Source organism: Kitasatospora sp. NPDC059722, from assembly GCF_042733235.1.
Classification (GTDB): Bacteria; Actinomycetota; Actinomycetes; order Streptomycetales; family Streptomycetaceae; genus Kitasatospora.
Genome location: NZ_JBHWGD010000071.1, coordinates 14,593 through 22,000, shown reverse-complemented (window position 1 = coordinate 22,000; position 7,408 = coordinate 14,593). Strand labels below are relative to the sequence as shown.

Genomic DNA, 7,408 nt, shown 5'->3' with positions numbered 1-7,408 from the left:
CCCTTACATGGGGAAACCCTATCTGGGCGGGGGCGGTTTCCGCCCTGGGCTGTTTCGGGGACAAAAAATCGACCGCCGCTCGCGGTCCGGCGGCCGGGGGCCGCCCGGCGCTCAGTGACGGCCGTGCGCGATCTCGACGTTCTCCAGGACGCCGACCGCGTCCGGCACCAGGATCGCGCACGAGTAGTAGGCGCTGACCAGGTAGGAGATGATCGCCTTCTCGTCGATGCCCATGAAGCGGACCGACAGCGACGGCTGGTACTCGTCCGGCAGGCCGGTCTGGTGCAGGCCGATGACGCCCTGGTTGTCCTCGCCGGTACGGATCACGAGGATCGAGCTCGTGTTCTCCTTGGTGATCGGGATCTTGCTGCACGGCAGGATCGGCACCCCGCGCCAGGCCGGCACCTGCTGCCCGCCGAGGTCGACGTGGTGCGGGTAGATCCCGCGGGCGTTGAGCTCGCGGCCGATCGCGGCGATGGCGCGCGGGTGGGCGAGCAGGTAGTCGGGGTCGCGGCGGCGGTTGAGCAGCTCGTCCAGGTCGTCCGGGGTGGGCGGGCCGGAGTGGGTCTGGATCCGCTGGTCGAAGTCGGCGTTGTTGAGCAGGCCGAACTCCGGGTTGTTGATCATCTCGAACTCCTGCCGCTCGCGCAGGGCCTCGATGGTCAGGCGCAGCTGGTGCTCGATCTGGTTCATCGGCTGGTTGTACAGGTCCGCGACGCGGGTGTGGACCTTGAGGATGGTCTGCGCGACGCTGAGCTCGTACTCGCGCGGCTTCAGCTCGTAGTCCACGAAGGCGCCGGGCAGTTCGTGCTCGCCGTGGTGGCCGGCCGACATGGCGATCTCGGCCTCGCCGCGCTCGTTCTGCGCCTGCAGCGGCAGGGCCAGGAACTCCTGGAGGTGCTCCTGGAGGGTCGGCGCGTTGTCGCGGATCTGCTCGAAGTCGCGGCGGCTGAGCGTGAGGACGACACCGGCGGTCGCGCTCTTGGCGGTGTACTCCCAGACCGCGTCCGGGTTCAGGATGGCGTCGTCGCCGAAGCGGTCGCCGTCGCCGAGCACGCCGACGACCGTCTCGTCGCCGTACTTGCCCGTGCCGATCTTGTTGATCTTGCCGTGCGCGATCAGGTAGATCCGGTCGGCCGCCTCGCCCTGGGTGACGAGCACCTCGCCGGGGCCGAAGTCCCGCTGCTGGCAGCGGTCGGCGAGGGCGGTGAGCACGTCGTCGTCCTCGTAGCCGCGCAGCAGGGCGAGCTCGCCGAGCTCGCGGGGGATCACCCGGACCTCGGACCCGGTCTTGATGAACTCGACCACGCCGTTGCCGACGGTGTAGGTGAGGCGACGGTTCACCCGGTAGGCACCACCGTGGGCCTCGACCCAGGGGAGCACCTTGAGCAGCCAGCGGGAGGTGATCTCCTGCATCTGCGGTGCGGACTTGGTGGTGGTCGCGAGGTTGCGGGCAGCGGCTGTGGCGAGGGACTGCTGCTGTGCCTGCTGTGTCTCGGTGCTGGTGTCGACGGGCATCGGCAGGGGTCTCCTTCATCTGGTCGAAATCACGCGGGCGGGTCGGACCGATCCGTCCCGGCCGGAGCCATGGCGGATCATCAGATACGCGTATTGGTGGGGGTTTTGGCGAAGTCTGCGCAAGCGCGGGCGCCTCTCCCGGCGGCCCACCCGGAACCCTAGATCACCGGGGCCCGGCCAGAGCCGTACGGCGGCCGAGTGCCCCCCGATAGGGTGAATCTGATCCGGATCCGCCCGCTCCGCGCGAAAAGCCTGTCAAACGTCCGTTCGCCGCGCGGATCCGCGTGTGTCGGAGGCCTGGTCAGGGCCGCGTCGCGGAGCCGCCGGGGCCGCGACCGGCCGCCAGCCCCGGGGCCGTGACGGGCCCGACGGGGTGGCGCGCGGCGTCAACACGACGCACCGCCACGCCGGTTGCGGCGTGGCGGTGCGGTGGTTCGTGTGCGGGGCCCAGGGGGCTGTCGTCGCACGGCAGGCGGGGGTTCGAAGACACCCCCTGGGTCAGGCCACCTCCATGCCGTGGCGCACGCGGTCGAAGCGCCCGGCGGCCAGGTCCTCGTCGGTGATCCAGAAGGAGACGTTGACCGTCTCGCCCCAGTGCGCGCCGGCCGCCGAGGCCTCGACCTGGAGCAGCGGGCGGTGCCCCTCGTGCCGTCCGGTGTCGGTGTCGCACCAGCCGAGCACCCGGACGTCGGGGCCGGGAAGGTGGTCGCGGAAGTCGGAGGCGAGGTCGAGCGCGACCATGAAGTCGTCGGGGAACAGGTCCTCCAGCTCGCGGTCCTGGTAGGACGGCGCGGACAGCGCCCAGTCCGCCCGCAGCGGCACGGCGGCGAGCGGGGCGAACTCGCCGCGGCCGGCCGGCTCGGGCCGCGGCGGCGCCCCCGCCGGGACGTGCAGGACGCGGCACCCGTGCCCGGCGTAGTCCGAGAACAGGTCGTCGTGGAAGAACAGCAGCAGCCCGTCGGCCGGCAGCGGCCACGGACCGCCGGGGCCGGTGGTGCGGTGGGCCTCCGCCAGGCCGGCGCAGTCGAGTTGGGCGAGGAGCTGCATCGGGTGCTCGCCGTGGCGGGGCCACGCGACGTCGGCGGGCAGCGCGGCCGGACCGCCGAGCAGGCCGACGGCCGGGCCCGCGGCGGGCTCCCCGCCGGAGCCGTCGTCGAGGGCCGGGGTCAGGGCGAGGGAGGAGCGGAGCAGCCGGTCCACGAGCGGGGCGGTCCGCTCCCCGGCCCGTTCCCGGATGGCGGCGTACACGGCGTACGGCATCGGCACGAGCAGGTCGTCGGCGGGGTCGGTGCACAGCGGTTCGGACATGGGACCCAGCCTGCCAGCCGCCACCGACAGCGGCCGGGCGCGGGCGCGCGAACGGCCCGTCAGGTGCCGGTACGGGGGTGGCCGGCACCTGACGGGGGATCGAGGGGGTCGGGGGGATTCAGGAGAGGTCGGGGAAGGCCGGGTGATTCACCGGGATCCGGGGGACGGACGAAGGGGTTGCGGGAACCGGGTCAGGCGCAGGGCACCTGCGTGCCGGGAATGTTGACGATGCCGGAGTTGTTGGACAGGCCGGCGTTGTACTCGTAGTACAGGTAGGTGTAGAGGTCGATCCGGGTGGACGGTCCGCAGGCCGAGTCCTTGGCGACGGTGAAGGTCACGCTGAAGCTGCTGGAGGCACCGGGCGCGAGCGGCACGTTGTAGCGGGCGATGCCGCCGTGCACGTTCTCGCTGCACCCGTTGGTCTGGGTGCCGCACGCGGTGGCGGTGAACTTGAGGCCCGGCTCCAGGGTGGTCGGGTAGGTCGGCTGGACGCTCTGGTAGACGAACTGGATGGGCGTGTCATAAGGGTTGGTCAGCGTCACTGCGAGCGTGAACGAGCCGCCCGGGGTGGTCGTCGCCCGGTCCACGACGGCCGTGAGGGGCAGTGGCGCGGCCGCCTGGGCGGGCGCCGCGGAGAGGAGCAGACCGGCGGCGGCCGGGATCGCGGCGAGAGCGGAACGGCTGAGATGTGTTCTGCGCATGTCCATGGAGCGTAGGGGGCGGTACCGCTTCCGTTGCTCCCCTCCGCCGCGGCCGGTACCGGGTGACGACGCACGGGCGGACGCGGCGGGTCATTGCGCACGCGTTCCGCCCCCGACCAGTCGCCCGGCACCGTATCCTGCCCGCCACGCGGCCGGGTGCGCCGCGGGGCCGGCCGGACGACGCTCCCGGGGCCCCGCCCCGCTCAGGCCGGCGCCGGCAGGATGTCGCACAGCGCGGCGAGCGCCGCCTGGTAGGCGTGGTCGGGCGGGGTGGCGTAGCCGACCACGAGTCCGTCGGCGGCGGGCATGTCCTGCGCCGCGAGCCCCGGGTGCCGGTAGTCGGCGAGCCCCTCCACGGCGAGGCCCCGGTAGGCGGCGGCCTTGAGCACCGAGCGCTCGGTGCCGGGCGCGAGCCGCAGGACGGCGTGCAGACCGGCCGCGATGCCCGAGACGGCGACGTGCGGGGCGCTCTCGGCGAGGGCGGCCACCAGCCGGTCGCGGCGGTCCCGGTAGCGCCGGCGCATCCCGCGCACGTGCCGGTCGTAGCCGCCGGAGTCGATGAACTCGGCGAGCGTCAGCTGGTCCAACGCGCTGGCCCAGCCCTCGCGTTCGCCCTTGGCCGCGAGCACCCGGTCGACCAGGTGGTCGGGCAGCACCATCCAGCCGAGGCGCAGCGCGGGCGACAGGCTCTTGCTCGCCGTGCCGAAGTAGACCACGCGCTCCGGGTCGAGGCCCTGGACGGCGCCGACCGGCTGGCGGTCGTAGCGGAACTCCCCGTCGTAGTCGTCCTCCAGGACGAGCCCGCCGCGACCGCGCGCCCAGTCGACGACGGCGGCGCGCCGGGAGGGGTGCAGCGGCCCGCCGGTGGGGAACTGGTGGGCGGGGGTGAGGAGGACCGTCCGGACGTCCTGGAGGTCCCGGCTCCCCGCGTGCCCGCCGCCGCCCGTCAGCCCGGCCGTCCTGGCGCCGTCCTCGTCCAGCGGGAGCGGCACGGTGGTGACCCCGGCGCGGGCCAGCAGCCCGCGGTGGAAGGGCAGCCCGTAGCCCTCGACGGCGAGCGGCCCGTTCTCCCCGGCGGGCAGGACGGCGCCCGCGCCGTCGAACAGCAGCCGCAGCGCGTGCGCGAAGCCGGAGCAGACGACGATCCGGTCGGGGTCGGTGCGCACGCCCCGGGCGCGGGCCAGGTAGTCGGCGAGGACGGTGCGCAGTTCGCGCCGCCCCTGCGGGTCGCCGGGCCCGAACGCCTCGTTGGGCGCGGCGGTCAGGGCGCGGCGCCCGGCGGCGAGCCAGCCGGAGCGCGGGAAGGAGGCGGCGTCGGGCTGCCCCTGGCGCAGGTCGTGGACGGGCCCGGGGCGGGCGGAGGGGCGGCGGGCCCTGGCCGTCGGCACGGGCTCGGCGCGCTCGGCGACGGTGGTCCCGGAGCCCTGGCGGGCGGTGAGCCAGCCCTCGGCGACGAGTTCGGCGTAGGCCTCGGCGGCGGTGTTGCGGGCGAGGCCGAGGTCGGCGGCGAGCGTGCGGTAGGGCGGCAGCCGGGTGCCGGGGGCCAGCCGTCCGCTGCGGATGGCCTCGCGCAGCGCCGTCATCAGGGCCGCTCTGCGGCCGCCGGTGGCGGGCAGGTCGAGGTGGAGGTCACTGCCGGTCTGGTGGGCGGGGTCGGTCGGCTGGTGGGCGGGCTCGGGCTGGCGGGGGTGCGTGACCGGCGTGTCCGTCATGGTCACGCACCCTATCTCCGCCGTGCCGCACGCCCGTTGGGCGGCCCCGGCTCAGCGCACGCCGTACTGCGGGGCCTCTCCGTACTGCGGGGCGGCCGGCCGGAACATCCCGTCGAACGCCCGGTACAGCTCCGGGCCCTTGGCGCCGGCCACGCTCAGCCGGACGACGTCGCCGTCCGCCTTGCGCACGGTGGCCCGCAGGCCGCCCTGCGGGTCGGTCTGCTCGTACTGGATCCCCGCGATGCGCTCGACCGCGAGCGTGTACTTCGCCGGCTTGCCGCTGCCGAAGATGTCGATGATCTGCTCGCTCAGCCAGGCCAGGGCGCCGGACAGCAGCGAGAGCCCGAAGCAGGAGAAGAAGAAGACGGCGTTCGCGTTCTCCAGCTTCGCGAGGTGGGCCTTGCTGATGATGTAGCCGAAGCCGAACAGCGACACCAGCGCCAGGAGCATGAAGATCCCGAACCCGACGAGGAAGATCCCCCGCCAGTCCCACCCCGTCTCCACCGGCTCCACCGTGAAGCGCTTGTCCTCGAACTTCAGCGTGACGCTGCCGCCAGGCTCCGCCTGGACCCCCGTGATCTCGATCATGGGTGCGGAGCCTAGCGTTCCCGCCGTCCGGCTCCGCACCGGGGCCCGCTGCGGAGCCCGCTGTGGAGCCCGCTACGGCACGACGGTCACCGGCCAGCGCCCCGCCTTCACCAGCCGGACGGCCACCGAGCCGATCACCCGGTGCCCGGCCTGCTCGGAGGCGCCGACGACGACGGCGTCGGCCCGCAGTTCGTTCGCGAGCTTGGCCAGCCCCGTATAGGGGTCGCCGCGCATGGTCAGGAAGTGCCACTCGACGCGCCACACGTCCTTCATCCGCTGCTCGGCGTCGCGCAGGGCCGCCAGCAGTTCCTCGGCGATCTCCTGCGTCGTCTCCTCCACCGCCGCCCCCGCCAGTGCCGTGGCCGCGCCGAGCACGGGCTGCACGTACGCCACCGCGAGGGTCGCGCCCTGCCGCCGGGCCAGGCCGGCCGCGTAGGCGGTGGCCCGCCAGGAGGAGTCCGAGCCGTCCAGCCCGGCCAGGATCACCTTCGGTCCGTCCGTCCCCAGCTCGAACCCGGCGGGTGCGACCGCCGCCCCGGGCTCCTCGGCACCGCCGAGCGCCTCCGCATCGCTGTCGTTGCTCATGCGCCCGCCTCGCTTCGCTCGCCAGGGGCATTCGCCCATGCGCGCCTACCGATGATTCGCTCGCTCCGCTCGCTCATGCGCCCGAGGCTATGCCCGCCACCGGGAGTGAGGACACGGGGCACTCCGGGTGAGGCCTGTGGTGCGGGCCACCCCCGGGCGCGCCGGGGGTGGCGGATCCGGCACCGGGAGCCCGCGGACCGTCACTCCCTGTCGACGGTGTGCGCGGCCTCACACGGCCCGCCGAGTGGTCCGGACCACTTCGACAGGCCTTTCGATCTTGGAAATAGGGGCAAAAAGCCCCAAAAGTGCCCAATTCCTTGATCCTTACGCCCGGTAACACCTCGCTGACCTGCCTTGATCCGTAAATCCTTGAAACCGCCACGACCGCCCCCGTACCTTCGAACCCGTTGCACCGAGCACACCGCTCCACCGGGCCTCACCGCCCGGGAGCCGGAACCGGTGCCGAACCACGCGAGTGCGTGTCCCCGAAACCGACGGCCTTCCGAGGGCCTGGTTCCGCGCGCTCGCAGAACCTCCGAAAGGAACCGCATGACTTTCCGTAACGAGACCGCCGCTGCCACCGCCATCGCCACCCCGAAGCGCCGCAACCGCGTCCGGATGGCTCTGATGGCCGGGGCGGTCCTCGCCCTGCCGGTGGCCGGCCTCGTCACGGCGACGACCGCCTCCGCCGCGCCGGCCACCGTCTGGGACAAGGTCGCCGCGTGCGAGGCCACCGGCAACTGGGCCGTGAACTCCGGCAACGGCTTCTACGGCGGCCTGCAGTTCACCTCCAGCACCTGGGCCGCCTTCGGTGGCACCTCCTTCGCCCCGCGCGCCGACCTGGCCACCAAGGACCAGCAGATCGCCGTCGGCGAGAAGGTCCTCGCCGCCCAGGGCCCCACCGCCTGGCCGATCTGCTCGGTCAAGGCCGGCCTGGGCAAGTAAGCCCCACGGCTCCCGAGGCCCGCGGCGCCCCGACCGCGGGCGCGGGGGGCG

The 7,408-nt window shown here is 73.6% G+C and carries 7 protein-coding genes; 1 reads left to right on the top strand and 6 read right to left on the bottom strand.

Going from position 1 to position 7,408, the window contains the following annotated elements:
- Positions 1-111: 111 nt before the first annotated feature.
- The 6 genes from ACFV4F_RS32860 to ACFV4F_RS32835 all read right to left on the bottom strand — a co-directional run bounded on the left by ACFV4F_RS32860 (position 112) and on the right by ACFV4F_RS32835 (position 6,412).
- Positions 112-1,518, bottom strand: coding sequence for a family 2B encapsulin nanocompartment shell protein (locus tag ACFV4F_RS32860; protein ID WP_380440242.1), 1,407 nt, complete (start codon positions 1,516-1,518; stop codon positions 112-114).
- Between the two features lie 498 nt (positions 1,519-2,016).
- Positions 2,017-2,826, bottom strand: a complete 810-nt coding sequence (locus ACFV4F_RS32855; protein ID WP_380508053.1) for a DUF1963 domain-containing protein — start codon at positions 2,824-2,826, stop codon at positions 2,017-2,019.
- Positions 2,827-3,017: 191 nt separating this feature from the next.
- Positions 3,018-3,527: a hypothetical protein gene (locus tag ACFV4F_RS32850; RefSeq protein ID WP_380508050.1), complete on the bottom strand. Its 510-nt coding sequence runs from the start codon at positions 3,525-3,527 to the stop codon at positions 3,018-3,020.
- Between the two features lie 203 nt (positions 3,528-3,730).
- Entirely contained in the window at positions 3,731-5,239 is a 1,509-nt protein-coding gene (locus ACFV4F_RS32845; RefSeq protein ID WP_380508047.1) for a PLP-dependent aminotransferase family protein, read from the bottom strand.
- 51 nt (positions 5,240-5,290) lie between these two features.
- Positions 5,291-5,827, bottom strand: coding sequence for a hypothetical protein (locus ACFV4F_RS32840; protein WP_380440234.1), 537 nt, complete (start codon positions 5,825-5,827; stop codon positions 5,291-5,293).
- A 72-nt stretch (positions 5,828-5,899) separates the two neighbouring features.
- Complete coding sequence (locus tag ACFV4F_RS32835) at positions 5,900-6,412, bottom strand: universal stress protein (protein WP_380440232.1); 513 nt, start codon at positions 6,410-6,412, stop codon at positions 5,900-5,902.
- 549 nt (positions 6,413-6,961) lie between these two features.
- Here ACFV4F_RS32835 and ACFV4F_RS32830 point away from each other — a divergent pair.
- Entirely contained in the window at positions 6,962-7,357 is a 396-nt protein-coding gene (locus tag ACFV4F_RS32830; RefSeq protein WP_380440230.1) for a transglycosylase family protein, read from the top strand.
- The last annotated feature ends 51 nt before the right edge of the window (positions 7,358-7,408 follow it).